The organism is Dermabacter vaginalis, assembly GCF_001678905.1.
Classification (GTDB): Bacteria; Actinomycetota; Actinomycetes; order Actinomycetales; family Dermabacteraceae; genus Dermabacter; species Dermabacter vaginalis.
On record NZ_CP012117.1, the window covers coordinates 890,673 to 916,874 of the forward strand.

Here is a 26,202-nt window from a genome sequence, read left to right on the forward strand (position 1 = left end):
ATGCTCGTGACGGTGGAGAAACGACGTTAAGTGCCGAATGCGGGCCCTGACCTGCAGTATTCCCCACCCTGAAAGTGGAAGGGATGAAGCGCCGGTGGTGTGGGTTACCGCCTCCTCGCCGAAACCGCGGAATAGGTGCGCGCGAGCGCCTCGTGAGCCTCGTCCATGCGCGTTTGCGCGATGGCGACAAAGAGGAAATCTACGACGGTGAGCTGCGCAATCCTTGAAGCCGTCGCCCCTGAGCGAAGCTCCGACTCGTGGGCGTGGGTGAGCAGAGTGATATCCGCAAGGCGGGCGATCTCGCTCGACGGTGCATTCGTCATCGCGATCGTCGCCGCCCCCGCATCCTGCGCAATCGCAAGAGAATCGAGAATGTCCAGCGTTTCGCCGGAGTGCGAAATCCCGACCGCGACATCGCCGTCGCCCATGAGCGACGCCGCAGGCAGGGCCTGGTGGGCATCCACATAGCTTGTGGCGCGCATACCGATGCGGGCGAGCTTTTGTTCGAGGTCCATCGCCGCAAACGCCGAGGCTCCCACACCGAACGTGACCACCTGGCGGGCTTTCGTGCACAGCGTCCGCGCACGCTCGAGTTCGCTGATGCTCACGGCATCGGCGGTATCGGCAACCGCGCGCGAATCGGCAAACGCCACTTTCTTGACGACGGCTTCGAGTGAATCCTGCGGATCGATATCGGCAGCAAGCGTGCTCGCGGCATGCTCATCGCCCCCCGCAATCGTCGTCGCCCGCCCGCGTGAAAACGCCAGGTCTTCACGGAACGCGGCCCTCAACTCCCTAAAGCCGCTGAAGCCGAGGCTCGTGGCGAGCCGAACGATGCTCGCCGGCGACGTGCGAGAGGCCGCGGCAATCTCGGCGATCGGCTGGGTGAGGGCCTCATCGGGATGATCCAGAAGGTAGCGGCTCGCGCGCGCGAGCGTACGCGACTCGCTCGTCGCGGCATCCTCGAGAGCATCGAGGACGCGTGCCGGTGGGCGCTGGGAGCCTTCGCTTGTCATGGTGGGGTGCCTATCGTTCCTCGGCGGCCGTCGGAGAGCTCACGCGGGCGCGCAAGGCTTCGCTTGCCGAACGAATCCCCGAGGCGTCCCCCGGGCGCTTGGCAGAAGGCGGGAACTGCGCGAGAGTCTCGAGGGCCTCCGGGGCCTGCTCGAGCGGAGCACCGGCAAGCACGAGGACAAGAGCGGCACGCAGATTGTGGCCCGTTGCCTCGAGCGCCGCACGCGCCTCCTCTTCGCTCACGCCGGTTGCCTCACGCACGATCCTCACGGTACGAGCGACGAGCTTCTCGTTAGTGGCCCGCACGTCAATCATGAGATTCTCGAACGTCTTGCCGAGACGCACCATCACCGACGTCGACAGGGCGTTGAGGAGCACCTTTTGCGCGGTCGCAGCTTTCATGCGGGTCGACCCCGTGACAACCTCGGGGCCAGTGTTCACGAGAAGCGGGACATCGGCAAGCGCCGCGAGCGGTGCGTTCGGGTTTGCGCTCACGAGCGCCGTTGCGAGCCCGCGCTCGCGGGCAGCCGCAAGCGCACCCTTCACGTACGGGGTTCGGCCACTCGCGGCAAGCCCCACGATGACGTCGTGCTCACCCGCGTGGTCCGCAACCACACTCGCGCCAAGCTCTTCGCTATCTTCGGCGCCCTCGACAGCTTTCATCATTGCCCCATCGCCGCCGGCCAGATGCGCGACGAACATATCGGAGCCTGCGTTGTAGGTGGGAAGGAGCTCGACCGCGTCAAGAACACCGAGACGACCCGAGGTCCCTGCTCCCACGTAGTGCACGCGGCCCCCATTCGTGAGGGCGTCCACGCAGAGGTCGGTCAAACGCGCGATCTCGTGCGTCAGCGCTTGCACGGCCGCGACGACCGTGGCATCTTCCGCGAGGATGCGCTCGACGACCTGTGCGGATGCGAGCGTGTCGATATCGCGAGAGCGGGGATTGCGCTCCTCGGTGGGCGAATGCACTTGGACAAGCGGCGTGAGCGGGCCATGTGAATCAGTCACGGGAATCCTCCACGAGAAGTTGGCGGGGTGTGGTTGTCGATATCGGGACGGTGCGCAGGGCGTGCGGCGGGGTGAGTTGACCGAGCACAGCGGGCTCTTTCGCGCCGGTGGCATCGATCAGCGCACCGGGCAGGCCGTGCGCAGAGTAGTAGCCGATCAGGGCCATGAGGAACGCTTCTTTGATGTCGGGGTCGAGGCCGCCAAGCGGACCTGTCGTCACCGTGCATGCAGGTAGGAGGGCTTCGATGCGGGCCATGAGGGTCGGGTTGTGGGCGCCGCCGCCGGTCACGTGAAGGCGAGTGCGAGGCTCGTGCCCCAGTTCGGCCTTGAGCGCATCGGCGAGAGTGCGGGCAGTGAGTTCCGTGAGCGTCGCGAGCAGATCCTCTGTGCTGAGCGCGTCCAGGTCGATGCCCGCCTCGTGGGCGCGGGCGGCGAGCCACGCCGGCGAAAAGTACTCCCTGCCCGTGGATTTTGGAAAGGGAAGTGCGAAGTAAGGGTCGGCGAGCAGCGCTGAAAGAAGCGTGTCGTCCACGCGTCCGGCGGCGGCTCGGGCGCCATCCGTATCGCACGCCGTTCCCGTGCGAAGGGCGGAGGCCGCGTCGATGAGCCCGTTACCGGGGCCCGTGTCGCCCGCGCGCACGAGCGGGGGAGCGGTTGGTCCGACGGCTGCCGGGGTGCACAGCGTCGCATTGGCTATCCCACCGATGTTCACCGCGCATCCGCCATCGGGGCCGAGCAGGAGTTGGTCGAGGAGTGGGGCGAGTGGCGCGCCGGTCCCGCCACGGGCGATGTCGGCGCTGCGAACGGTGCTCAGCGCCGCAATCCCGGTGGCGGCGTGGATACGGGAGGCATCCCCAATGGCGAGGGTCGCGAGGGTGCGCCCGCCCTCGACGTTGTGAAAGAGCGTTTGCCCGGGCGAGACGACAAGATCGAGTGGTGTGTCGTCCCCGAGGTCGCGGGCATCGTCGAGCACGCGTGTGACGACGTCAGCGAGGAACTCGCCGACGTGCGCATCGAGCAGTGTGAGCTCCGCGAGCGAGGGAACACTCGCGCTGGTCACGGCCTCGAGGACGCGGCCGCGAAGCGCTTCGGGCCACGGGTGCTCGCCCGAACTTTCGATACGCGCGCGAAGCACGTCGCCTTCGCGGGAGAAATCGACGAGGGCGAAGTCGGCCGAATCAACCGACGTGCCCGTCATGAGACCGAGGATCCTCATCGTGCGACCTCTCCCAGAGCGAGATCGGCTGCGGCGTTCATGACGCCCCGGCTCGCGCCATAGGTGAGAAGAACGGCTGCGGGCGATGAGAGCGTGTGGGGGAGCGGTGCCGTTTCCGGAACTCCCGTGTGAAGGACGAGCAGGCGCGAGCCCAACTCGTGTGCGTGAGCGGCGGCCTGTTCGAGACGAGCCGTTTCCGCGTCACTCGCCGAGCCAAGCCGCGTGAGCACGAACGTCACCTGCGGGCTTTCGTAGCCCGGCGGCGGGTCTGCGGGCAGAAGACGAATACCTCGATGCTCGAGTACCGGCGCGAGGAAGGTGCGCCCTTTACCTGCCGCGTAATCGTGCGCGAAACGCGCATCGACGATGGCGGCGGTCGAAACGTGGCGCGCAACAGGCGACGATCCGCGTGCCCACCGCACCGCACGTCGAGAGGCACGCTCACCACCTGCCTCGAGATGAGCCTCCGCACTCTCGAGCGCCTGCACGGTGCATTCCGACGCAGTTGTGCGGCCCGCGAGTGTCGCGCGCACGCGCTCAGCGCGCGAGCGCAGCTCATCGCGATTAAGCCTCCCCGAACGAAGGGCCTCAGCGATTGCGTCGTGGGCCTCCACAAGCATGTTTTCGCCATCGCGGCGGATCGACGTCCCAAGACACAGCAGGTGCGCGCCCGCGTCGAGCGCCCGCACGGCCGCCTCCGCGTAGCACACCGATGCGGTCATCGCCCCCATGTCGAGAGCATCGGTCACAACGAGCGCATCGGGATTGGTCTGCGCAGCGAGAGCATACGACCACGGGGCAATCGTCGCGGGCCCATCCCCGAGAGACGGCACACGTATGTGGGCTGTCATGACGGCATCGGGCGCGCTGCCGAGCGCGCGGAAGGCCGCGACATGCTGGGCGAGGGCGTCCTCGCGCGACAGGGCAACCGTCGGAAGACCCACGTGCGAATCAACCGCCGTGTCCCCGTGCCCGGGAAAATGCTTCGCACAGCTCAGCACTCCCGCGCGCGAAAGGCCCTCGCAGACCGCCCGCGCATGCCGCGCGACCCGCTCCGGCGCCGTGCCGAAACTGCGCGCACCGATCACGGGATTGGAAGGGTTCGTGTTGACATCTGCGACGGGGGCGAAATTCATGTTCACGCCAATCGCGGCGAGAACCCGCCCGATGGCCTCGCCGTACTCGCGCGAAAGCTCGGGATCGTCGATGTCCCCGAAACCACGCGCTGCGGGGAACGCGCCGCCGCGCGCCGCATAGAGGCGAGTGACGTCGCCGCCCTCTTCGTCGATCGTGACGACCGGCTCGGTGCGACTCGCCTCACGCACCTGGGCGATGAGCCTTTGGGCCTCGCGCGCATTCGGCGTGTTGTACCCGAACAGGCACACACCGCCGAGTCCGGCTTCGAGCGCCTGCGCGAGCCACGGCGGGACGTCAGTGCCGGGAAAAGACGCGAGAAGCGGTGCGAGAGCATCGGCATCAAAACGAGACTGGGACATGGTCACCTTCTACCCTTTGACCGCGCCTGCCGTGAGCCCCGACGACAGCTGGCGCTGGACCAGGACGAAGAAGATCACCACGGGAAGCGCGATGATGGTCGAGGCGGCCATGATCGGCCCCCAATCGGCCGTGTTCTGCGTGAAGAACGTCCGCAAACCAACGCCCACCGTGTACTTCGACGAGTCCGTCATAAACGTGAGGGCAAAAATGAACTCGTTCCACGCAGTGATGAACGCAAACACGCTCGTGGCAACGAGACCGGGGGCGACGAGCGGCAGGAGAATCGAGAAGAACATCCGGAACCATCCGGCGCCATCGATGTAGGCAGCTTCCTCGAGCTCCTTCGGGACCGCGGCGACGAAGCCCTTGAGGTTCCAAATCGCGAACGGAAGCGAGAAGGCGAGATAGACGATCACGAGGCCGAGGAGCGAGTTGAGCATGTTGAGGGTGCGCGCCTGAAGGAACAGTGGGATCACGAGAGCCTCGAGCGGCACCATCTGCACCATGAGCACGAGCACGAGCACGACGGTGCGAAGGCGGAAGCGGTAGCGAGCGACGCCGATCGCCGCGAACAGCGCGATTGCGCCGGACAGGAGCACGGTGCCGGCCGCGACGATGAGCGAGACTTTGATGTATTCGAAGAAGTTCGCGTCGATCAGGACGGTTTTAAAGTGATCGAGAGTGAAGCCCGAAGGCAAAATACCCGCGCCGCGAGAGTTCGCGTGTGTGTCCACAGCGGTCGTGAGCATCCAGTAAAACGGGAAGAGCGCGTAGAGGAGCAGAAGGGCGATGCCGAGAGCCTTCGCGATATTTGCGGGGCGAAGCGGGTTTTTCTTATTTTCTGCGGGCGGGGTAACGCTCGAGGTTGATGTACTCACAGTTCATCCTCCTTCATGAGTGCACGCATGTAGACCACGGAGATCGCGAGAAGGACGAGAGTGAGAAGCACCGCGATAGCAGAGCCCATGCCGTATTTTCCTTGCCCAAACGACTCGGTGTAGGACCACACGCCGAGGTTCATCATGTGCCTGTTCGACCCATCGCCGCCGGGCATGAGATAGATCTGCGTGAAGACCTTGAAATCCCAGATCGTCGACAAGATGATGCACACGGCGAGGATCGGCCGGATCATCGGGATGGTGACGTTCGTGAAGCGCTTGAACGCACTCGCGCCATCGACCTTCGCGGCCTCATACAGGGACTCCGGGATCGTGAGGAGCCCGGCGAGGGTCGTCACGGCGATAAAGGGAAAGCCGTGGTACACGACGTTGAGCGCCGCGATTGAATAGAACGCCAAGCGCGAATCCCACCAGTTCATGCTGCCCGGCGTGAACAGCCCGAGACTATCGAGCACGCTCGCCACGAACCCGCTCGTGGGATCGAACAGCCACACAAACACATAGGTGCCGGTAAGCGCGGGAACGGCCCACGCGACCATGATCGCGCCGATGCAGATGTTGCGCCACGTAAGCGAAAGCGTATTGAGAAACAGCGCAACGGCAACGCCCACGAGCATCGTGAGCACCACGCACACGGCCGCAAATCCGACGGTGTTGGGAAGCACGGTTGTCCACAGATGCGGGTCGCTGAGAATTGCCGAATAGTTGGCGAAGCCCACGTAGTTGGTGGTGCCCTTCAGAAGGTTCCGCAGGCCGTAGTCCTGAAGCGAGAGGTCGACTACTCGAAACAGGGGGAAGATCAGCAGGACCGCGAGCGTGAGGAGCCCGGGCGCGAGGAGTAGCCACGGCGGCAAGTGTCGGCGCGCCCACATCAAAAGTCGTGACGAGCGGCTCGTGTCCGCCGGGGGCAGCGCACTCTCGTGAGTGTCGTTCAAGGTGGTCATCGAGGAAGCTTTCGAACGTGAGCTGGAGGCTCGGGGCCCGGCCCTCAGAAAGTGGGCCCCGAGCGATGGTCGGTGAACGAAAAAATGGCTTAGGCGCCGAAGATTCCGTCCATTTCCTTAGCGGCAGCATCAGCAGCAGCCTGCGGAGCCTGGCCACCGGCGAGCACGTTGCTCAGCAGGTTCGGGAGGGTCTTCTTGCCCTCGATCTGGCCCCACATCGGGGTGACGGGAACCGACTTCCCCGCTTCTGTCATCTGCGAAGCAAAGACCTTCGTGAGGTCGGTGCCGTTCTTGATGGTGTCGTCGAGCGCTGACTTCGTGCCGGGGAAGAAGTTCGTCTCTTCGCTCCACCGAGTCGCGAATTCGCCGGTTGTCATGAGCTTGATGAGTTCAAAGGCAAGCTCGGGCTCCTCGGAGTCCAGGAACCGGCACAGGTGGGAACCGCCCACGAAGCTCGCGGCGATCGCCGAGTCCTTGGCGGGGATGGTGAAGGCCGTGAGTTTGTTGAACAGTTCTTCGTCGCTTGCCTTCACGGTCGCGGGCACCCACGAACCGGTAATGAACATGGCGACCTTGCCCTCCTGGAACTGCTTGAGGGAATCGGTTTCCTTCCAGGTCGAGGCGGCTTCGGTCGAGGCACCATGCTTGAGGGCGAGATCGGTGTACCACGCGAGGCCCTCGACCGCTGGCGCTTCGTTGATCGTGGCCTTCCAGTCTTTGCCGGAGCCTTCGGCGATGTCGCCGCCTGCTCCCCAGATGAAGGGGAGGAGCGCGAAGGGGGATCCGCCGTTGACGGGGAATGGGATGACGTCGGGGTTCTTAGCCTTGAGGGTTTCGATCATGGCGAGGAGGTCGTCCCATGATTGCGGTTGCGAATTCACGCCCGCCGCTTCGAGGATGTCCTTGTTCGCGAGGATCGAGCGGATACCCGCGTACCACGGCATGCCGTACAGCTTGCCATCGAGCGTGCCGGCTTCCTTGAGGGCGTCGACGAGGTCGGAGTCGATTCCGGCGTTTTTCACGTCTTCGGTGAGGTCATCGAGGCCGCCGGCATCGGCGAACTCGGGTGTCCAGGTCGTGCCGATCTCGGCGACGTCGGGGCCGGTGCCGCCCGCCATGGCGGTGACGAACTTGTCGTGAGCACCATCCCAGGGCTGGACCTCCACCTTGAGCGTGGCGCCCGTGTGGTTGGTGAACTCCTCCTGGAGGGCCTTGACGTATTCATCGGTCTTGGCGTTCGTGCCCTCCATGATCCACAGGGTGATGGTCTTGCCGTCGTTGGCGGCTTTGTCGGTGGGGTTGGAGGAGGAATCGCCTGATTTTCCGCACGCGGCGAGGCCGACGGTGGCGGCGCCGAGTGCGCCGGTGGCGATGAGGTTCCTGCGGGTGATCATAGTGTCTCCTTTGAGCTATGAGGGTCCGGGCACCGATGTGAAAAAATATTTCATACGCATGCCTCGTGATGAAACTTACCACAATCTGTGGCGCTGGTGACATACTGACGGAGACCGAAAGGACTGTTGATATGCCGATTCCCATGCTCCTGGGCGCCGACGTCGGCGCGACCCACACACGCCTCGCGCTCGAGGGCGTTCGCGAGGCTCACGCGGCACGCGCGCACGAGTGCGAAGGCTCCAGCGCGATTCGGGTCGATGGGGCGGGATTTAACGTGCGGTCCTCCGGCCCCGACGCGCTCGAGCACTTCGAGCAGACGCTTGCGCGGGCCTTCGCCCAACTCGAGAGCGGCAGCATCCTGGAAAAGGCCGTCTTCGGAATTTCTGGAGCGGGTCCCGCCCGCCACGAGCGCATCGAGGCACTCGTGCGTGAGGCCGTTGTTTCGCAAGCGACGGCCCACCACCTCCAGGTCGATCCCGCCAATGTTCGTGTCGTTGATGACCTCTGCACGGCATTCGCGAGTGCCTTCCCGGCATCCTCGTCCCGACCCACCGGCGTTCTTGTTCTTGCGGGTACCGGCGCGGCAAGCGTGAGCTACGTGAGGGGCGTGGAGTCAGTGCGCCGCGACGGCATGGGGTGGCTCCTCGGAGACATCGGTTCGGCCGTCTGGCTTGGGAAACGCGCGCTCGAAGCGACGGCGGCGGACCTCGATGCACGCGGCCCCGCAACGGCTCTCACCGGCCGCATCTGTCAAGAACTCGGTTTTCCCCCGCGGGAGAACGCCGCTTCCCTCGATCCGCGCCAAGCCCTCATCCGTGAAGCCTACGACCTGACCCCGGCGGAGTACGGGCGGTTCGCACCAATTGTCACCGAGCTCGGTCACCTCGGTGAGGGGGAGGGGGATCAGGTCGCGAGGGAGATTGTCGCGGAGGCTGTCGAGTCTCTCCTTGAGGGCGCGCTTGCGCTTGCGAAACCCCTGCGCGGTGAGTCTCCTGTGTGCGTCGTTCTCGCAGGAAGCGTTCTCACCTCGCGCGGTCCCATCGGGGACCTCGTGCGCTACGCGCTCGAGCGCGAAGGCTTCGACGTACGTGAGGCAGCCTCGCCGCTCGACGGGGCTCTCGCGCTCGCACGCGCGGAAAGTCGGCTTTAGAAGGTGTAGTGACGCGCGAAAAAGCTGGCACTGTCGCGCGCGCTTGGCCTGCCCGCGTCCGGATCAGCGCCAGCGTCGACGAGGGCTTCGACCACGTCGTCGAAGCCCTTGAAGACAGCGCCTGCGAGCGGGCTCTGGCCACGGTCGTTAAGGAGATCGACGTCCGCGCCGCGCTCTGCGAGCAGCCTCACGAGCGCCGCGTGGCCGTGGTAGGCGGCGAGCATGAGCATGGTGTTGCCGTCCGCATCTTGCATGTTGAGCGGAACGCCCGCGTCGAGCGCAGGGCGAAGGGCGTCGACGTTCCCCTCTCGCGCGGCGTCCATGAGGGCGCGCGCAAGAGCGGCGGCCTCATCGACGTCGGTATCGGTACAGGGCTGGGGCGCGGTGTTTTCGCTCATGCCACAAGCGTAGCGATGAGGGGTGCAGCGAGCAGGATGATCCCGAGTCCAAGGCCCCAGGCATCGTGCCACGTGAAGCGCGCATCGTGGACCCACGTGCGCCGCTGCGCGTTGGCGAATCCCCGTGCGTCCATCGCGAGGGCTTGGACCTCGGCACCTCGAAGCGTCGACACGAGAAGGGCAAACGTTGCTCCCGCATAGAGTGCGAACGAGTTGCGCTGTTGAATGCCGCGGATACGACGGGTAAAGACGATGTCGCTCCACTCAGCAAACATGTGCCCAAGCCGTGCGAGGCCCGAACTCATCGCCGCGGCGAACCGTGCGGGAACGCGACACCGCTGAGCAAGGGCCTGCCCGAAGCGTGTGGGGTCGAGGCCCTCGAGGAGAACAGCGCCGGGGCCGACCATGGCGAAGATTCGCAATCCCTCAACGCCGGCGCTCTGCCATGTCGCAAGCTCACCGAGCGGCTTGCCGGAGAGAATCCCCGCCGACCACGCGATGGTGAGCGCCGCGAGCACGATCGGAGCGAGGCGCGCCATGAGGCGTGCGGGTGTGCGCCATGCGAGGGGGATGAGTGCGAGCGTAAGGAGGGTGCCGGTGAGCGTAGGGGCAAGTGTGTGCATGCCAAACGCGCCGATGAACGCGAGCGCGGCGATCCCAAGAATCGTGAGCGGGTTCAGTTTATCGGCGGCGATGGGGCGCGGCGGGTGCGGAACACGCGGGATTGGGGGAGCGGGGGCCGGGTCCGACGTTGGCGTGCGTTCAGCGCTTTCGAGAAGATCCGTGCGCCCGGGCGCGGCTTCAAGTGGGATGACTCGGTCGCAGGCGTGCACCAGGCGCGCATCATGGGTCGCGGCGAGAACCGCGCGGCCACTCGCGAGCGCGCGGGCGATAAGCTCCATGACCGCGCCGAACGCGTCATGGTCGAGTCCCACGGTCGGTTCGTCGAGAACGATGATGTCGCGCCCCGAGGCGAGTGCCGTGGCGAACGCAAGGCGTCGCTGCTCGCCGCCCGAGAGAGTAAAAGGTCCCGCGTCTTCGAGGTGCGCGAGTCCCGTTGCCTCGAGCCACGCGCGCGCGGCTTCGTCGTCGTCAGGGTTGGCGGCACCGATTCTCACTTCCTCGAGCACAGTGCGTGCCACGAAGCTTTTCTCCGGGTTTTGTGGGAGCCACGCGGCGCGGAATGGTGCCTTTTTGGCGGCGCGTTTCCCGCCTCCCACGCTCTCGCGAGTTTCCTCGAGCACATGGCGAATCAGGGTGGATTTGCCGATTCCGCTCGGGCCCGTGAGTGCCGCGAGCTCCCCCGGGTAGAGCTCGACGTGCACGGGCGCGGCAAAGAGTGTGCGACCTTCGAGAGTGGCGGGGACATCGAGGTCGATGAGGGCAGAGTCATCGCCGGTGCGTTTTGCTAACGCGTGGCTGGCCGCGAAGGTGTCGTCGCTGCGAGCCCCGGAGCTTCGCCATGTCTGTGCGGAAACATCCTCCAGAATGCGACCGCCCTCTCCGATGCGAATAACGCGATCGACGTGATCGAGCCACAGTTCCACCTGATGATCCGCGACGATGAGCGTCAGGCCCTTTGTGGCCGCACAAATGGCGTCGCGCACCGCACGGGCCGTTTCCTCATCGAGCATCGCGAGAGGCTCGTCAAGAGCGTAAGCCCCCGATCCGGTCGCAAGGAGACCGGCGAGTGAGAGGCGCTGCTGCTGCCCTCCAGAAAGGTGGTAGGGATTCGCCTCGAGCGGCGACGAAAACGCGGCGGCCGCGTGCGCATCGCGCACGATTTCCGGCATGCGAGCAGGATCGACGCTCGCGTTTTCGGGGCCGAAGGCCGTATCGATTCCCGCGGTGGCACCCACGAACGAGTGCACGGGATTTTGCACCATGAGGGTAACCCCCGGCACGGGGGAAGGCTCGGGCAACGGAACAGAAGGGTCGGTTCCCTCCGGCGGATCCTCGGGAATGAGGCCGCTCAGAGCCTTGAGAATTGTCGATTTTCCCGAACCGCTCGCCCCCGTAAGGAGCACGCGCTCACCAGGGGGGATCTCGAGCGACAGTCCAGAAAGTGCCGGGGATGTACGCCCCGGTGGTGTGTAGGTGAAGTCGTCGATCCCCACACCCACGGCACCGCGTGGCGGGGCAAGCGTCGGACTCTCACTCACCGCTGTGCGGCCTCCTCACGCCCGGGCGCGAAGTTCCCGAGTGCCCCCGCTTTCGCGAGTGCACGTACGATCGCCGGTGCGGGCAGAGCGAGGAGGATGACACCCGAAATGAGGAAGAGTACGAGGTGTGCGAGGCGGAATGGCACGGCCCAGCTCGGGAAGAACACGAACTGCTCCCAGATCCACTGCGCGACCATCGAGATCCACGCTCCCGCGAGAATCCACTTGAACGACGGCTTTGCGTACTTGGTGGCGGCACCCATGACCTCGAAGCCGATCGCGACGATCGCCCCCGAAATGAGCACTGTCCACCCGAAGTGCGAGCCGAGAAGCGCCTCGATGATCGCGCCGATCCACATCGTGCCAAGAGCCGAGCCCGGCTTGCGAACGATGAGCATTGAAAGCGCCGCCGGCAGAGCCCACGGGCCAGCCGCGATGCCTTCGCTCGGGGGGAAAAGCGAGAACACGGGTTTGAGTGCACCGAGACCGGCGGCGTAGGCGAAGAATGCGACGCCCGCGATCAGGCCCATCGATACAACAACGAGCAAGTCGATTGTGCGGTAGCGAAGAGTGGAATGGGTATCAGGAGCAGCTGTGGTCATCATGCATCGATTCTAGAACTCACACGGGACCCTGCAGGCGCAACATGGTCCCTGCCTGCGGGGAACTGATTGAGGGCGCCGGCCTTCGCGAGTGCCGCGACAATCGCGCGCCCAAGGGCCGCGAGAAGCGTCAGGGCGCTGATCCAGAAGAAAACGAGAAGCATAGCTTTGTAGGTCGCCGACCACGAGGGGAAATACGCGACGATCTCGTAAAGCCACTCGAAGAAGGTGGAGAGAAGCGAGCCGCCGATCACGACCGCCGCGCTCGTGCTCGCCCACCCCGAGAGTGCGAACGCAATCTCGAAGCCCGCTCCTTGAAGAAGACCCGAGATGACGGCGCCCACGCCGAAGTGGCTCCCGAGCAGCGCCTCGAGGCACGCCGCGATAATCTCCGCGCCGAAGGCCGCGCCCGGGCGGCGGACGATCAACATCGCGACGAGAGCCGGAAGGCACCAGAAACCCGTGAGGAGACCCTCGAGCGGGGGGAACACTGCGGTGAGAGGCGCGGTGAGGTTGTAGAGCTGTGCGTACCCGGCGAACGCCACGCCGAAGGCCACGCCGACCATGACGATCACCACGAGGTCAATCGTGCGGTACTTGAGGCGCTCGGAAAAAGCCACGCGGGCTGTGCGTTGATCAGTCATCACCACTCCTTCCACTCGGAAGGGGCATGCCTTCGTGGCAGCGTGGCCGCGGCATGCGAGAAATCCCGACTCCCTACGCCGGTGCTAACCGGATCAGGTTCGAGGGTCAGCGCCCTTTGCGCACTCTCAGCACCGGTCGATGCTCCCCTGTCTTTTGGATGACGCCGAATATCCTACATGGATGCGCGAGCCATCGCGCGCATACTCAGCGTGCGAAGGAAATCGCTGCCGCAATCGCTTCCGCGACCTCGCGAGGATTTTCGGGACTCAGCAGGTACGCCCGGCCATCACGGCCGATGATCTCGACCAGCTCACCGCCGTGCGTGACCGCAAACCGTGTATCGGCCTGCGGCCCCACAAGCGTGCGGGGTTTGAGTGGCGCCACCGGGCGCACCTCACCCATGGTGGAGACCGTGACTTCGGCGCGCCCGAGCCCGATGTTGCCCACGAGGGAACCGACTCGTTCGGGTGCGACCGTGCGCAATTGGACCGTGCGGAAATTCTCGAGCGGCCACGTGGGCCGCGTGAAAAAACCCCCGAGGCGCGGCGTCACACCATGCTCGTCCACGACGAACGTGATCGACGTGCGCAGCCACGCCCAAGCCGCATAGCCTGCAAACCCCAAGGCGAGGATCACCGCGGTGCCAATCCCGGAATCGCCAAAGGTGAGAAGCACGAAGATACAGATCGCCGCGCCGATCACGAGGGTGAGGGCGACGCGGGTCCAGGCGACCCGCCCCGGCCTCACCCTGCCTTTAAAGGGTGCGAGAGTTCCGCTCGTGCGCGCCATCGCTCACCAGATGCTCACGCGATGCTCGGGGGCGAGGAAGAGCCCATCGCCTTCCTTCACCTCAAAGGCGTCGTGGAAGGCATCAATATGGCGCACGACCCCGTTCGCGCGGAATTCCATGGGAGCGTGCGGGTCGATCGCGAGGCGACGAATGGCATCAGCCTCGCGGTTCTTTCCGCGCCACACAGCACCCCACGAAAGGAAGAGGCGCTGGATGCCCGTGTAGCCGTCGGACCCCACCTCGTGTGCCGCCTCGCCGACCTCATTGAGGTAGGCCTTGAGCGCGATCGTGAGCCCGCCGAGGTCGCCGATGTTCTCGCCGATCGTGAAGGCGCCGTTCACGTGATGCTCATCTGAGAGATTGCGCGGGCTCATCGCATCGTAGTCGGCGATGAGTGAGCGCGTGCGCTTCTCAAATTCCGCTCGGTCCGCCTCGGTCCACCAGCTCTTGAGCGCGCCGTCACCGTCGTACTTGGAGCCCTGGTCGTCGAAGCCATGGCCAATCTCGTGACCAATCACCGCGCCGATCCCGCCGAAGTTCACGGCGTCATCCGCATCGATCCCAAAATACGGCGGCTGAAGGATTGCCGCGGGGAAAACGATCTCGTTCGCGCCCGGGTTGTAGTAGGCGTTTACGGTTTGCGGGGTCATGTGCCATTCGCCGCGATCGACGCTTCGGCCGAGCTTTGCCAGCTCGAAGTTGTGGGTGAAGGTCGCGATATTTCCGACGGTGGCGAGGAGCGAATCGGGATCGATCGTGAGGCTCGAGTAATCCCGCCAGGTTTCGGGGTGGCCGATCTTCGGCGTGAACTTCTCGAGCTTCGCGAGAGCCTTTTCGCGGGTCGCCGGGGTCATCCACTCAAGCGACGAGATCGACTCGCGGTAGGCGGTGATGAGCGCCTCGACGAGCTGCTCCATGCGTTCCTTCGCCTCCGGCGGGAAATACTCGGCCACGTACTTTTCGCCCACGGCCTCACCGAGCGCGGAGTCGACGAGGCTCACGCCGCGCTTCCAGCGCTCGCGAATCTCGGCGGTGCCCGAGAGCGTGGCGCCGTGGAAGGCGAAGTGGGCGTTCACGAAATCATCGCTCAGGTAGGGCGCAGCCGCGTCGATGGCATGGAGTGCAAGCCACGCGCGGAGGTTCTCGAGGCTTTCGCTGCCCCACAGCTTCGAAATGGCCGCCGTGTATTCCGGCTCGTTGATGTTGATGGTCTCGACCCACTCGGCCTTCGCGCCGGCGCCCTCGAAGTAGGCGTCCCAGTCGAAGCTCGGGAAGGCGCTCGCGCGCTCGGCGACATTCATCGGGTTGTTCGATTTCTCGCTGTCGCGCCGGCGCACGACGTCGACGTGCTCTTTCGCGATGCGGGTTTCGAGATCCATGACGGTTTCGGCCAGTGCGCGGGCATCGCCGTCGGGGAGCCCGGCACACCCAGGGAGCTGCGCAAGGTCGGCAAGAGTCGCGAGGTAATCAACGTAGGCCTCGCGGATCGCCCCGTACTGCTCGTCGCGGTAGAACGATTCGTCGGGAAGTCCGAGGCCCGCTTGTCCGAGCTGTGCCTGGTAGCGGTCGGGGTCGTTCGCGTCTGTCCACACGTACAGAGCGATGATGCCGGTGGGGGCCGTTGCTTCGCCAGTGAAGCTCGTGAGCGCTGAACGGTCGGCGAGGCCGAGGATCCGCTCGAGCTGCGGCTCGAGGTCGCGCGTGCCCACCTCGTTCAAGCGAGCCTCGTCCATGAAGAGTTCATAGAGCACGCCGATCTTTCCCTCATTCGAGTCGGCCGGGGCGTTCGAGGCCGCGGCCTTTTCGATGATGCCGCGCACGCGCTCCTCAGAGAGATCGTGCAGGCGCATGAACTCCGAGTAGCTCGGCTTATCGGCGGGGATCTCAGCCGAGGCGAGCCACGCACCGTTGATGAAGCCGAACAGGTCATCCTGGGGGCGAACACTCTCATCAATCTGGGTGAGATCGAGGCCGGTCATGGAATCGGGCGAGGTCATGAGTCTCCTCAGAGGTAGGGGAGTCGGTTGTCCGACGGTTCCCTCCACCCTAGCGATCCGGGCTTTGCAAAAGGTGCGTGTGTCACATTGCGGTCGCGAAAACCGGGGGAGAGCGGGACTGGATTTTTAGAATGGGCCCGTGCCTACGCCTTCTTCCCCCGTTTCGTCCTCCTCCCTCGCGCCCGGACTCGTGCCGTGCCTCCTCGTCGCAGTCCTCGCGGTGATCGTGAACCTCGCTGCACCCGCGGTGAGCCCGTTGCTCATCGCGATCGTGCTCGGTGCACTCCTCACGAACGTCACAGAGATTCCTGAGTCGTGGGGAGCAGGCATCCAGTTCGCGTCGAAGAAGCTCTTGCGCGTGGGAATTGTGTTACTGGGCCTGCAACTCGCGATCGGAGACATTCTGTCGCTCGGCTGGCGCGTGATCCTGGGGGTGGTGCTTGTCGTGACGCTCTCGCTTCTGGGAACTCTCGCGATGGCACGGCTACTGGGGATCAGCCGCCCGCTTTCGATTCTGATTGCGTGCGGTTTCTCGATTTGCGGAGCGGCTGCTGTGGCCGGTGTGGAGGACATCGCCGATGCCGACGAGGAAGAGGTCGCCACAGCAATCGCTCTCGTTGTCCTTTTTGGCACCCTCATGATTCCGCTCGCGCCGCTCGCTGCCCACGCCATGGGCATGGGAGAGGTGGCAGGCGGTACGTGGATCGGCGCGAGCACTCACGAGGTCGCGCAGGTCGTCGCCGCGGGCGGGGCCTACGGGGCTGCGGCGCTTTCGGTCGCCGTGATCGTGAAGCTCACGCGCGTCGTTCTCCTCGCACCGGTCGCCGTTGCGCTCTCCTTCGCGGAGCGCTCGCGCGGCACGCTCCGCGAAGGAGCGAAGCGCCCGCCGATCGTCCCGTTGTTCGTTGTGGGGTTCCTCGTGATGGTCGGTATCGGTTCACTCCACATCATCCCCGCCGGGGCGCTTTCGGGGCTTAAGTTGCTGCAAACCGGGCTGCTTGCTGCGGCGATGTTCGCGCTTGGCCTCGGCGTGAAGGTCAAGGGGTTGATGCGCGTGGGCGGGCGTCCCGTCATTCTTGGCGCGCTCAGCACCGTGTGGATCGCCCTGCTGGCGCTTGCCATGGTGGTTCTTTCGGGAACGATGGGCGCGTAGCAAGCGTCGGGCGCCTTAGGAGAGCGCCGCGACCCCGGGCGCAAGCACAAAGGCGACGGCGAGGGCGGCCGTCACGACGCCGATCGCACAGGGGGCGAACACCCACGGAGAGTTCTTGCGGCGCGCCGGGCTCAGGCTCTGCACGATGAGGGTGGAAAGGCCCGAGGCTATCGACAAAACGATTGTCGCGACCGTCATGATCGGAGCTGCTGTCACAAGTGTGCACGCGCCGAGTTGGAAGAGGAAAAGACCCGCGATATCAACAAAGCGCACGGTCATCGCTCGGCGCACCGAAATGCCACCGTCGAGGACGCTCAGGACAGTCTCCTTCGACCAATCCGACGGGCGCGCGATGCGCCGGCGTGACGTGGCAAGCTGCACGGTCGCAAGAATGGCCCACACGAGCATCGCCCCCACGCCGATCCACAGGCCCAAAGCGCCCCTCCATTGCCAGCTGAGGGTCACGAGGGCGATGAGTGCGACGAGCAAACGCAGGAGCTCTTCGATGGCCACGCGGCCAACGAGGAACCACGGCGAAGTGGTCATCGCCGGGCCCTTCTTCGCACCGACCGTGCCGGCCACGAGCATGAGCGCGAGATGCGCGAGTCCGAGTCCAATGCCGAGGAAGAGCACCCCGGCCGAAGTCGGTGTCGCCACGAGGCACGCGGCGAAGAGGACAAGGGCGAGAAGGGGAGTGAGGAGCGAGAGGATCGCAAACCCGCGCCCGAGCGCGTGAACGACGTCGTTGCCCGTAGGACCGTGATCATGATCGCTGCCGCACGAACAACGATCGGTGCCGGGATCCACAACGTGGGCGGGTTCGGGCGCTGTACTCACACATTCTCCTTGGTCAACCGGGTGCCGGATGCGCCCTCCAAGCGTAATGAGACAACTCGCATTTGCCCATTAGGCACAGGAAAATGCGAGGAACCCAGCTTAAACTTGGCACATTGGTGTGCGCGACGAGGCGTGGGCTCCGCGCCGTGCACTCACCGCACCGGCAAACTATGCGAAGAAAGGGGAACGAGAAATGTCGAACATCGCCCCTTCACACGAGGCCCCAGAAGGTCCAGGAAAACAGGACCTCCGCGACACCCCTACCCTGAAGAAACAGCAGCGTGAACGTGCACTCGGTGCAGTTCTTGGAGCTGCTACGGGCGACGCGCTCGGCGCTCCTTACGAATTCGAGCCGCCGATCGCAGACTCCGACGATGTGGCGATGGCTGGCGGAGGTCAGCTCGGCTGGAAGCCGGGGGAGTGGACCGACGATACGGCAATGGCGATCGTGATCTTGCGCGCCGCCGCCCACAGCGAACACACGGCACCTTTCGAACGCGAAAGTGCCCTCGATGCGATCGCCGCCGGCTGGTTCCAGTGGTCGCGTGAAACGCCCGACATTGGAATCCTCACCTCGAATGTGCTCCTTGCCGCGCTCGAAACAGCCGAGGCCCACGGCAACAGCGTGCCCTCGGGCCGCGACATGCACGAAGCCGCGCGCGTCATCAACAAGGAGAGGCATCACACTGCTGGCAACGGTGGGCTCATGCGGACACACTCGGTCGTTCTGCCCCACTTGCACGCGAGCGACGATGAACTCGAGCGTGCCGTCGTGGCCGTGAACACCCTCACCCACGTGGACCTCGACACCATCGAAGCCGCGGTGCTCTGGAGCTTCGCGATCCGCCACGCGATCCTCACGGGAGAGCTCGATGTCAGCATCGGCCTCACACGCCTTGCCCCCGAACGCCGCGAGCGCTGGGAGGGCCTCATTGCCGAAGCGCATAGCGCGCCGCCCGCATATTTCGCGCGCAACGGCTGGGTGATCCACGCTTTCCAAGCGGCGGTCTCGGCGCTGTGGCACGCGGGCGAGGTCCCGGAGGATAAGTTCGAGCGCCGCGCCTACTTCGCGCGCGTGCTCGAGGCCTCGGTACGCAGTGGCAACGACACCGACACCGTCGCCGCGATCGCCGGTGCGCTCGCGGGCGCCGCGGTCGGTTTCAAGGCGATCGACCCGGTATGGCGGCGCGCCCTCAATGGCTGGCCGGGTTTCACAGCGGACGATCTGGTGCAGCTGGCTTCGGCCGTGCTCGAGCGGTCCGACGCTTCCTGAGCCACCGCGATCGCCCGTGAGGGGCGGAGGAACCTGCCGAATACGCCTCCAGTGCGGGATTGCCCCCGCACCTTTTTCACCCGCAAAAGAAGAGGGGTGGAGGGCGGCGTGCACGCACCGCTCCCCACCCCTGTGCCGACCGCTACGAGATGAGCGGTGGACGAGGCATGTGCTTCCTACTCATCCCTTCGGGCGAGCGCTTGCGCGGGCGCTGCCGCGCTCGCCCGAAGCCCGGGAAGAATCGAGGCGAGGATGCCGGCGATGAGCCCGGCCACGACAATCACGATGAGATACAGCCACGGGACTGCAGGGTAGAAGGCGAAGTCCCCTACGAGGAGCGAGCGCACACCGAGGATGCCGAACAGACACCCGAGCACCGCGCCGATCAAAGACCCAAGCGAAGCGATGAACGCGCCTTCCCACAGGAGCATCGCGCGAATCGCCCCTTTGGATGTGCCGAGTGCCCGCATGAGCGCGTATTCACTCGAGCGTTCGATGACGCTCAAGCTCAGCGTGTTGGCAACGCCCACGAGTGCCACGACCACAGCTACGGCGAGGAGCACGACCGTAATCGTCAAGAGGGTTTGGATCACCGTGGACATGATCTCGCGCTGGGCGCCCTCGAGTTTCACCATCATGACGGTGTCGGGAGGCAACTGCTCGGAAAGTTCCCCGACTGACACGACAATGTCGAAAATGGAGGTATTTGCGCGTTCGGGGGAGTTCGGGTCCGCAAACTTTGCGAACACCGCCTTGCCCTCGCGAACGCCGAGACCGTGGAGGGTGTCTGGGTTGATGAGAGAAATCGCGAGCCGCCCCGAGACGCGGACCTTGAGCTCGTGAGACGAGCCGTCTTCGCCAGAGATACTAAGGGTTTGGCCGTCCTTGACGTTGAACCTTTCCGCGCGGTCCTTGCCGAGAATGATTTCTCCCGGTTGTGGCAGTTCGATCTGATCGGACGTTGCAACGGCTTTGATGTCGTCCGCGGTCGGGGCGAAGGTCGTCATCTCTTCGGAAGCGCCGCCGATCATCAAATCAGCGGCGGGAACCTCTCGGGCCTCGCCGACGCCCGGGGTGCCTTTGACCTTGTCGAGGAAACCGGCGGGCATATCCGTCGCCGCAATAATCGAGTCGACCGGGACGCGGTCGGTGACCTCCCGAATGAGGGTCTTTTCGGCCGTGACCGCCCCGGCGGCCATCGTCGCCATGAGGGTTGTGCCAATAATCAGAGCCGACATCGTGATACCCGTGCGCTTCGGATGGCGCGCCGCATTGAGGAGCGCAAAGCGTGCGCTCGTAAGGCCGAGGGCCGAGGCGATCGCGTTGCCGGCCTTCGCAACGGGCGGAATGAATGCGGGGAGAACCCCGATCACGCCGAGAAGTACGGTGATGGAGCCAACGAAGGCAAGGAGCATCGAGATAAGTGGCGCGTATTCGTCGTCTTTGAGTGCAATTGCCACGGCGAACGAGCCGAGTATCAGCACGATGCCGAACGTGACCACGGCGGCAGAGAAGATCGTGCGAATAAGCGAGGCGTGTTTGCCCGAGGCCACCTCCGCAGGCCGCAGAGCTTCGAGAGGCTTGACGCGCATCGCGCCGAGGGCTGGGAAAACCGATGCGCAAACGGCGAGGATAAGCGAGGATACGAGCGGGACGAGGACCGCGAGGATGTTGAAACCCGGGATCACCGGCAGTGCTTCGGTGTAGGTTGCACGCCCGAGGAGCAGGATGCCCCACCACGCGAGGTAGGCGAGGAGAACACCGGCAAGGGCGCCCACGACACCCACGAGGAGAGCGTCACGAACGATCGCCCACATCGCCTGTCGGCGTTTCGCGCCGAGTGCACGCGCGAGGGCGAACGAGCGTCGGCGCTGGGCCATTGTGACGGCGAAGGAATTGGTGACCACGAGCGCGCTCGTGGCAATCGCAATCAGGATGAATCCCAAGAGGACCGTTGAAAGCAACCCCATAATGATGAGGGTCATCGTTTCTGTTTCCTCGAGGTACTTCGTTACCGTGATTGCCGAATCGTAACCGGCGCTCTTGAGGTTAGCGACCAGCGTTTCTTCGCTTACCCCCGGTTTCGCGACGACGGCTATGGGGTACATAGAGAAGGATTGATTCTCGGAGTCGCTCCCGGTGGAGCCAATAATCACATCGATGCCGGCATTCGAAAAGGTGAGTCGGCCCCCCGGGATGAGCACCTGTGAGAGCAGGGGGCGATTGATACCCGAGACGGTGAACTGGAGAGTCTTACCGGTGTCGAGGGACTGGATCGCGAGCGTGCTGCCGACCTTGAGGTCGCGCTTTTTCGCGTACGTCGAGTCAACGGCCACCTCGTTTTCGGCACTCGGCTCCCGCCCTTCAACGTAGTCTGCCCCCACGCCTGGCCGCACGGGGTTGACCGGCACGAAAGTGCCCTTCGACTTGAGCGGGTTTTCTTGGCCTGTCTCGCCTTCATCGAGGGCGATGGCCACCAACCCGGTCGACATGTAAAAGGCACCGTCGGCACCCTCGACCTTCCCCAGAGCCTCGGGTGTGAAAACCGCCGAGTTCGTGTCGCTACCGTACGTGGGTTGCGCAACCGCGCTCGCACCGGCGACCGGCTCGGTCATTTGTGCGCGCACGGCGTCGCCAAGAAAACTGACGGCGAGAACAGCAATGGCGATGAAGGCGCTCGTGAGGGCAATCGTGATGGCGGCGGCAAGGTGCCTGCGCCGCGGCTGAAGTTTCAGAGTACTCACTGTGCCTGCACCGCTTTCTGGCCGATGTACTCATCGGCGACGATTCGGCCGTCATGCATGCGAAGAATGCGATCTGCCCTGTGGGCAGCGTCGTCTTCGTGCGTCACCATGACGACGGTGTGGCCGAGAACGTCGACGCTCTCACGCAAGAAGCTCAGTACGGCCTCGGTCGAAGCCGAGTCGAGGTTGCCGGTGGGCTCATCGGCAAAAATGACAGCGGGGCGCGTGACGAGAGCGCGCGTCAGCGCGACGCGCTGGATCTGGCCACCCGAGAGCTGACTGGGGCGGTGCCCGAGGCGCTCGGCGAGACCAAAGCGCTGCACAAGCATCCCGAACCATTGCTCATCCACCTTGCGACCGGCGAGTTCAAGTGGGAGAAGAATGTTCTCCTTAGCCGTGAGCATGGGCAACAGGTTGAACGACTGGAAGACGAATCCGATTCGGTCGCGGCGGAGGGTTGTGAGCTGCGAGTCCGAGAGCTGAGTGATGTCGACGCCCTCAACCACGATCGTCCCCGAGTCGATTGAATCGAGACCGGCGAGGGAGTGGAGAAGAGTCGATTTTCCGGAGCCCGAGGCTCCCATGATCGCGGTGAACTCTCCGGCACGGATGTCGAGCCCGACTGCGTTGAGAGCGGTCACCTGGTTGCTGCCGCTTCCGTAGGTTTTGGTGACCCCGCGCGCGCTGACGGCGACGTGAGAGGGGGGAACGGTTGTGGACATGGGTACTCCTCTGGATGTCCGGGGTGATGTGATCGGTCAGACATCTCTTATTCTTCGCGAGCGTATGCGCTGAGGCAACAGTCTCGAGGCGCGGATGTTCTGAGGGGATCTCATACGTGAGATTGAGGGGGATTGCGACTTTTGGAGCGTCATAGTGCGTCACACCTTTTGGTTTTCTCCGCCGAAAACCCCTACTATGGAAGAGCTTATGGGGTGCATAAGCGTTAGTTAGCGCGGATGGCCTCGAAGAACGGTGTAACGACACGATTGAGGAGAGACATGCATATCGATACCCGCGCCATTCTCGCGCCGCGCACGAGCGAATTCGGGGCGGTTGTTCCGCCCGTCCACCTTTCCTCAACCTTCGAACTCGATATCGACACGATTGATGGCGACTACGCCTACCAGCGCGGCTCGAACCCCTCGCGCGGCGATCTCGAGTCTGTGATCGCCAACCTTGAGGAGGCGAAGCATGGTTTTGCCTTCGCAACTGGAATGGCGGCGGTGAGCTCGGTCTTGAGCCTTTTGAGTCCTGGTGACGAGGTTCTTTTCTCCTCGAATGTCTACGGCGGCACCTTCCGCTACGTCGAAAAGATCTTCCCGCGCGCAGGTCTCACCGGCACGTTCTTCGACGACCTCGGCTCTATTACGAGCGCGGACCTCAGCGAAAAGACCCGCATGATTTTCGTGGAGACCCCCGGCAACCCCACGCTTCGCGTCGTTGATATTGAGCGTCTCGCGAAGCTCGCACACGAGCACGGCGTTCTCCTCGTCATCGACAACACCTTCATGACTGCGGTGCTTCAACGCCCCCTCGACATGGGTGCCGACCTCGTCGTGCAGTCCGCGACGAAGTTCCTCGGCGGACACAGTGACCTTCTTGCGGGTGCCGTGACCACGAATGATGCCGAGTTCGCCGAGAATATTCGGCTGAGTCAGAAGGTTTTCGGCGGGGTTCTCGAGCCTTTCACCTCGATCCGTCTTCTCCAGGCGATCAAAACTCTTCCGCTGCGCATCACACGTCAGCAGGAGAATGCCGAAAAGCTCGTCGCCTACCTCCGCGAGCATCCGGGTATCCAGACCGTGCTCTCAGCCGGATCCTTTAGTGAGCATGAGCGCGAAATCCACGAGCGCCAGGCCGCGGGCATCGGTGCAGTTTTCTCCTTCGAGCTCGCCGAGGGTTACGACCTCAAGACGTTCCTCCACGCGCTTGAGATTCCCTCCTTCGCGGTGAGCCTTGGCGGAGTCGAATCCCTCATGTCGATTCCCGCGACGATGAGCCACGACGGCATGACGCAGGCTGCGCGCGAACGCGCCGGCATCACGGATACTCTCGTGCGCTTCAGTGTGGGGATCGAAAACATCAACGACCTCCTCGCTGACTTCGATCAGGCGCTTGATGCCGCCAAGAACTCATAATCCAGCCCTCATTTCAAGGAGTCCTCATGTCCCGTTTTGTTTCGCGTCGCTCGATCCTTGCCACCTCCGGTATTTCTGCCGCCGCACTCGCTCTCGCGGCGTGCGGCTCCTCCACGGGTGAGAAAAGGGGCGGTGGCTCGAGCAGCGCCGGCGACGTGCTCAAGGTTGGTGTCGAAGGCGTCTACAAGCCCTATAACTTCCACGATGAATCGGGAAAGCTCGTGGGATTTGAGATTGACATCATCGAAGCAATCGCGGAGAAACTCGGCACGAAGGTCGAGTATTCCGAAGCGAAGTGGGACAGCCTCCTCGCGGGCCTTGACGCCGGGCAGTACGACCTCGTGATGAACAATGTCGCGGTGACCGACGAACGTAAGAAAGCCTTCGACCTTACCGTTCCCTACGCCCTCACCCAGGGACGGCTCGGCGTACCGGAAGGCTCGGACATTACGTCCCTCGCTGACGTCAAGGGGCGCCGGGCTGCCCAGACGACAACCTCGAACTGGGGGGAAGTAATGGCCGAAGCCGGTGCCGAAATTGTCGCGTCCCCCGGCTTTGCCGAGTCGATCGAGCTTGTCTCGTCGGGCCGCGCTGACGTGACCGCAAACGAAGTCGTCGCCTTCAACACGTATCTCGAAGAGCACCCCGATGCCCCCATCACGGTGCTCGACGAGGAACTCGAGACCGAGATCCTCATCGCCGGTGCGCTCAAGAAGGGAAGCGAGCTCACCGAGAAAATCAATACGGCCATCACTGAACTTCTTGAGGACGGCACGATCAAGAAGATCGACGAGGAGTGGCTCGGTCTTGACCTCACGCCCAAGCAGTAGTCTCGTCACGGAGCTGTCCAGGTGAATTTCGATCTTTCACGAGCGTTAGAAGTGTGGTCGGGCGCGCTCGGCCCAATGCTTCTCGCGACCCTCAAGGTCACGATCCCGCTTTCGCTCATCGCCTTCGCGATTTCGCTCGTGCTCGCCGTTCTCGCGGCGAGCGCGAGGCTCTCGCGTTTTCGCCCGCTCAAGGCGATTGCGTGGCTGTACGTGTGGGTTTTTCGCGGAACGCCCCTACTCGTGCAGCTCTTCATTGTGTTTTACGGTCTCCCGAAGGTCTTCCCGGGGCTCATGCTCAATCCGTGGACGGCCGCCGTCGGAACCCTCGCCTTGAACTGCGGTGCGTACGCTTCCGAGGCCGTGCGCGCGTCGATCCTTTCGATCCCGCGGGGCCAGTACGAGGCGGCGGCGACTTTGGACCTTGACCAGCGCACCACCTTTTTCAAGGTCATCGCGCCGCAAGCGTTCCGGATTGCGCTCCCACCGCTCAGCAACGACTTCATCGACCTCGTGAAGGGGACGAGCCTCGTATCGACCATTACCCTTCTCGACATGTTCATGGTTGCGCAGCAGCGTGCGGCCGCGACGTTCGAGCCGTTCTACCTCTATATCCTTGTGGCGGCGATTTACCTGGCCCTCGTCTCGGTGCTGAGCCTTCTTCAGGCGTGGCTCGAGAAGAAAGCGAGCGTGTACGTTGAGCGCGACTAGCATCCCGGAAAACATTGACGCGAGCGTCACTCGCGAGCCTCTGAAACTGCGGTCAATCACGAAACGGTTCGGCGCTCTCACCGCGCTTGATCACGTTGACCTCGATATCGAGCCCGGTAAAACTACCGTTCTCCTTGGCCCCTCCGGCTCGGGGAAGTCGACTCTTCTACGCTCGATCAATCTGCTCGAAAAGCCGGATGAGGGCACGCTCGATTTTGGCGGCGGGCCGATCGAGGTGAGCCAGAGACTTTCGGATCAGAAGATTCGGGAGATCCGGCGCCATTCGACCATGGTGTTCCAGCAGTTCAACCTTTTTCCGCACCTCACGGCCCTGCAAAACGTGACGCTCGCGCCCGTGAAGTCTCGAGGCATGGCGAAGGCCGAGGCGCGCGAGCGGGGTATTGAAGCCCTCACCCGCGTGGGCCTAGCGGAGAAGGTTGATTCCTATCCGTCGCGGCTCTCGGGTGGTCAGCAGCAGCGAGTCGCGATTGCTCGAGCGCTCGCCCTGAGTCCCGACTATCTGCTTTTCGACGAGCCCACCTCGGCGCTCGATCCGGAGCTAGCCGCCGAGGTGATCGCGGTACTTTCGTCTCTCGCGGCGGAGCATCGCACACTCGTGGTCGTGACGCATTCGCTTCAGTTCGCGCGCAGCGTTGCCGATCGCCTCGTGTTTCTCGAGGAGGGGAAGATCCTCTTCAACGGCGATCCCGAACACTTCTTCAACTCTGAGGATGAGCGCCTCAAGCGCTTTGTGAGCGTCGTGGGGTCCGTCTAGGAGTGTGAAACGGCAGGGAGG

23 protein-coding genes and 1 riboswitch are annotated in these 26,202 nt (G+C 64.1%); of the genes, 7 read left to right on the forward strand and 16 right to left on the reverse strand.

The annotated features are described in order from the left end of the window. Positions 1-104: 104 nt before the first annotated feature. The 7 genes from DAD186_RS03755 to DAD186_RS03785 form a co-directional block, all read right to left on the reverse strand. Positions 105-1,016: a MurR/RpiR family transcriptional regulator gene (locus DAD186_RS03755; RefSeq protein WP_065247557.1), complete on the reverse strand. Its 912-nt coding sequence runs from the start codon at positions 1,014-1,016 to the stop codon at positions 105-107. Between the two features lie 10 nt (positions 1,017-1,026). Then, positions 1,027-2,025, reverse strand: a complete 999-nt coding sequence (gene murQ / locus DAD186_RS03760) for an N-acetylmuramic acid 6-phosphate etherase (RefSeq protein WP_065247558.1) — start codon at positions 2,023-2,025, stop codon at positions 1,027-1,029. Then, positions 2,018-3,241 carry an anhydro-N-acetylmuramic acid kinase gene (locus DAD186_RS03765; protein WP_065247559.1) on the reverse strand — a complete coding sequence of 408 codons (1,224 nt, stop codon included), beginning with the start codon at positions 3,239-3,241 and terminating at the stop codon, positions 2,018-2,020. The genes murQ and DAD186_RS03765 overlap by 8 nt, the downstream gene beginning before the upstream one ends. Beyond that, positions 3,238-4,737 carry a glycoside hydrolase family 3 N-terminal domain-containing protein gene (locus DAD186_RS03770; protein WP_065247560.1) on the reverse strand — a complete coding sequence of 500 codons (1,500 nt, stop codon included), beginning with the start codon at positions 4,735-4,737 and terminating at the stop codon, positions 3,238-3,240. Before DAD186_RS03770 ends, DAD186_RS03765 begins: the two co-directional genes overlap by 4 nt. 9 nt (positions 4,738-4,746) lie before the next feature. Further along, positions 4,747-5,547: a carbohydrate ABC transporter permease gene (locus DAD186_RS03775; protein WP_070460129.1), complete on the reverse strand. Its 801-nt coding sequence runs from the start codon at positions 5,545-5,547 to the stop codon at positions 4,747-4,749. Positions 5,548-5,612: 65 nt separating this feature from the next. Further along, positions 5,613-6,581: a carbohydrate ABC transporter permease gene (locus DAD186_RS03780; protein ID WP_065247562.1), complete on the reverse strand. Its 969-nt coding sequence runs from the start codon at positions 6,579-6,581 to the stop codon at positions 5,613-5,615. A gap of 89 nt (positions 6,582-6,670) precedes the next feature. Then, positions 6,671-7,975: a sugar ABC transporter substrate-binding protein gene (locus DAD186_RS03785; protein WP_065247563.1), complete on the reverse strand. Its 1,305-nt coding sequence runs from the start codon at positions 7,973-7,975 to the stop codon at positions 6,671-6,673. 131 nt (positions 7,976-8,106) lie between these two features. On the opposite strand from DAD186_RS03785, the gene DAD186_RS03790 reads away from it, so the two are divergent. After that, positions 8,107-9,126: an N-acetylglucosamine kinase gene (locus DAD186_RS03790; protein ID WP_065247564.1), complete on the forward strand. Its 1,020-nt coding sequence runs from the start codon at positions 8,107-8,109 to the stop codon at positions 9,124-9,126. Here DAD186_RS03790 and DAD186_RS03795 read toward each other — a convergent pair. From DAD186_RS03795 to DAD186_RS03820, 6 genes are all read right to left on the reverse strand, one after another. Further along, positions 9,123-9,524, reverse strand: a complete 402-nt coding sequence (locus DAD186_RS03795; protein WP_065247565.1) for an ankyrin repeat domain-containing protein — start codon at positions 9,522-9,524, stop codon at positions 9,123-9,125. The two genes, DAD186_RS03790 and DAD186_RS03795, sit on opposite strands and share 4 nt — an antisense overlap. Continuing rightward, positions 9,521-11,686 carry an ATP-binding cassette domain-containing protein gene (locus tag DAD186_RS03800; protein WP_082991067.1) on the reverse strand — a complete coding sequence of 722 codons (2,166 nt, stop codon included), beginning with the start codon at positions 11,684-11,686 and terminating at the stop codon, positions 9,521-9,523. The genes DAD186_RS03795 and DAD186_RS03800 overlap by 4 nt, the downstream gene beginning before the upstream one ends. Continuing rightward, a complete protein-coding gene (locus tag DAD186_RS03805) occupies positions 11,683-12,291 on the reverse strand; it encodes an ECF transporter S component (protein WP_082991068.1) in 609 nt (202 codons plus the stop codon). The genes DAD186_RS03800 and DAD186_RS03805 overlap by 4 nt, the downstream gene beginning before the upstream one ends. Continuing rightward, the gene (locus tag DAD186_RS03810) at positions 12,288-12,932 is read right to left on the reverse strand and encodes an ECF transporter S component (protein WP_065247566.1); all 645 of its coding nucleotides are present in this window, start codon (positions 12,930-12,932) and stop codon (positions 12,288-12,290) included. Before DAD186_RS03810 ends, DAD186_RS03805 begins: the two co-directional genes overlap by 4 nt. Before the next feature lie 53 nt (positions 12,933-12,985). Beyond that, a riboswitch (TPP riboswitch) is annotated at positions 12,986-13,091 on the reverse strand. A gap of 46 nt (positions 13,092-13,137) precedes the next feature. Continuing rightward, complete coding sequence (locus DAD186_RS03815; RefSeq protein WP_082991069.1) at positions 13,138-13,680, reverse strand: hypothetical protein; 543 nt, start codon at positions 13,678-13,680, stop codon at positions 13,138-13,140. 45 nt (positions 13,681-13,725) lie between these two features. After that, positions 13,726-15,720, reverse strand: coding sequence for a M13 family metallopeptidase (locus DAD186_RS03820; protein ID WP_065247568.1), 1,995 nt, complete (start codon positions 15,718-15,720; stop codon positions 13,726-13,728). 139 nt (positions 15,721-15,859) lie between these two features. Between DAD186_RS03820 and DAD186_RS03825 the strand changes: the two genes are divergently transcribed. Next, positions 15,860-16,873 (forward strand): YeiH family protein, encoded by a 1,014-nt coding sequence (locus tag DAD186_RS03825; RefSeq protein WP_065247569.1) that lies wholly within the window; start codon positions 15,860-15,862, stop codon positions 16,871-16,873. A 15-nt stretch (positions 16,874-16,888) separates the two neighbouring features. On the opposite strand, the gene DAD186_RS03830 is transcribed toward DAD186_RS03825, so the two are convergent. Further along, positions 16,889-17,710: a hypothetical protein gene (locus tag DAD186_RS03830; protein WP_082991070.1), complete on the reverse strand. Its 822-nt coding sequence runs from the start codon at positions 17,708-17,710 to the stop codon at positions 16,889-16,891. A 193-nt stretch (positions 17,711-17,903) separates the two neighbouring features. Between DAD186_RS03830 and DAD186_RS03835 the strand changes: the two genes are divergently transcribed. Continuing rightward, entirely contained in the window at positions 17,904-18,983 is a 1,080-nt protein-coding gene (locus DAD186_RS03835) for an ADP-ribosylglycohydrolase family protein (protein WP_065248710.1), read from the forward strand. Between the two features lie 176 nt (positions 18,984-19,159). On the opposite strand, the gene DAD186_RS03840 is transcribed toward DAD186_RS03835, so the two are convergent. Together DAD186_RS03840 and DAD186_RS03845 are read right to left on the reverse strand one after the other, a co-directional pair. After that, the gene (locus DAD186_RS03840; RefSeq protein WP_065247570.1) at positions 19,160-21,727 is read right to left on the reverse strand and encodes an FtsX-like permease family protein; all 2,568 of its coding nucleotides are present in this window, start codon (positions 21,725-21,727) and stop codon (positions 19,160-19,162) included. Further along, positions 21,724-22,449 (reverse strand): ABC transporter ATP-binding protein, encoded by a 726-nt coding sequence (locus DAD186_RS03845; RefSeq protein ID WP_065247571.1) that lies wholly within the window; start codon positions 22,447-22,449, stop codon positions 21,724-21,726. Before DAD186_RS03845 ends, DAD186_RS03840 begins: the two co-directional genes overlap by 4 nt. A 279-nt stretch (positions 22,450-22,728) precedes the next feature. Between DAD186_RS03845 and DAD186_RS03850 the strand changes: the two genes are divergently transcribed. From DAD186_RS03850 to DAD186_RS03865, 4 genes are read left to right on the forward strand one after another with little or no spacing between them, the layout of a single operon-like run. Continuing rightward, positions 22,729-23,868, forward strand: a complete 1,140-nt coding sequence (locus DAD186_RS03850; protein ID WP_065247572.1) for a trans-sulfuration enzyme family protein — start codon at positions 22,729-22,731, stop codon at positions 23,866-23,868. Positions 23,869-23,894: 26 nt separating this feature from the next. Further along, a complete protein-coding gene (locus DAD186_RS03855) occupies positions 23,895-24,698 on the forward strand; it encodes a transporter substrate-binding domain-containing protein (RefSeq protein WP_065247573.1) in 804 nt (267 codons plus the stop codon). A 21-nt stretch (positions 24,699-24,719) separates the two neighbouring features. Continuing rightward, the gene (locus DAD186_RS03860) at positions 24,720-25,406 is read left to right on the forward strand and encodes an amino acid ABC transporter permease (protein ID WP_065247574.1); all 687 of its coding nucleotides are present in this window, start codon (positions 24,720-24,722) and stop codon (positions 25,404-25,406) included. Next, positions 25,393-26,181, forward strand: a complete 789-nt coding sequence (locus DAD186_RS03865) for an amino acid ABC transporter ATP-binding protein (protein ID WP_082991071.1) — start codon at positions 25,393-25,395, stop codon at positions 26,179-26,181. The genes DAD186_RS03860 and DAD186_RS03865 overlap by 14 nt, the downstream gene beginning before the upstream one ends. The last annotated feature ends 21 nt before the right edge of the window (positions 26,182-26,202 follow it).